We start from the raw sequence: 976 nt of genomic DNA, 5'->3' as shown, positions 1-976 counted from the left end.
GTCCACGCTCGCCGAGGCGGGGGACGCCTGGGCGGCCCGTGCCGGGGGCACCTCGGGGGCGCTGTGGGGGGCCGGGCTCCGGGCCTTCGGTGCCGAGCTGGGGGACGACCGCGCCGTTGACCACGCCGCCGTCGTCGCCGGGGCGCGGGCGTTCCTGGAACGCGTCCGGCAACTGGGCGGGGCCGCCGTCGGTGACAAGACGATGCTCGACGCGCTGGTCCCGGCCGTGGAGGCCCTGGAACGGGGCGCTGGTGGCGCGGCCGCGTGGACGGCCGCGGCGGAGGCGGCCACCCGGGCGGCGGAGGAGACGGCGGAGCTGGTCCCCCGGGTGGGACGGGCCCGACCGCTGGCCGAACGCAGCGTGGGCACACCGGACGCCGGGGCCGTCTCGATGGCCCTCGTGGTCCGAACCGTCGCGTCGATGGCGGGGAACGAAGGGGAAGGGGAACGGGTGTGAGCGAGAACCCGGTGTGGAGGATCGTGGTCGGCGCGGACGACGCCGGCCTGGCCTACAAGGACGTGCTGAAGGCGGACCTGGCGGCCGACCCCCGGGTCGCCTCCGTGCGCGATGTCGGCGTCACCGAGGCGGACGGCACGGCTTATCCCAACATCGCCGTGGCGGCGGCCGAACTGGTGGCCCGGGGGGAGGCGGACCGGGCTTTGCTGGTCTGCGGAACCGGCCTCGGGGTGGCGATCAGCGCGAACAAGGTTCGCGGCATCAGGGCGGTGACCGCGCACGACAGCTTCTCGGTGGAGCGGTCCGTGCTGAGCAACAACGCCCAGGTGTTGACCTTCGGCCAACGGGTCGTCGGGCTGGAGCTGGCGCGGCGGCTGGCCAGGGAGTGGTTGGGGTACCGGTTCGACCCGTCCTCGGCGTCGGCGGCCAAGGTCGCCGCGATCGCCGACTACGAGGCGACGGGGAGCTGCTGACCGGGTTGTGGAAGGGGCGGCCGGCCGGGAACGTCGAGGTCCTGCT

The 976-nt window shown here is 75.1% G+C and carries 2 protein-coding genes; both read left to right on the top strand.

The window, feature by feature from the left end:
• Nucleotides 1-457, top strand: a 457-nt coding sequence (locus ACTIDRAF_RS31540) for a DAK2 domain-containing protein (RefSeq protein WP_039789922.1), incomplete at its 5' end; no start/stop codon positions are given.
• On the top strand, nt 454-930 hold the full coding sequence (locus tag ACTIDRAF_RS0226105) for a ribose-5-phosphate isomerase (RefSeq protein ID WP_016701575.1): 477 nt from the start codon (nt 454-456) through the stop codon (nt 928-930). The genes ACTIDRAF_RS31540 and ACTIDRAF_RS0226105, both read left to right, overlap by 4 nt.
• Nucleotides 931-976 lie beyond the last annotated feature (46 nt).

Source organism: Actinoalloteichus spitiensis RMV-1378, assembly GCF_000239155.1.
GTDB lineage: Bacteria > Actinomycetota > Actinomycetes > Mycobacteriales > Pseudonocardiaceae > Actinoalloteichus_B > Actinoalloteichus_B spitiensis.
Note: the sequence above shows the minus strand (reverse complement) of the source record. Positions and strands in the feature narration are given on the sequence as shown.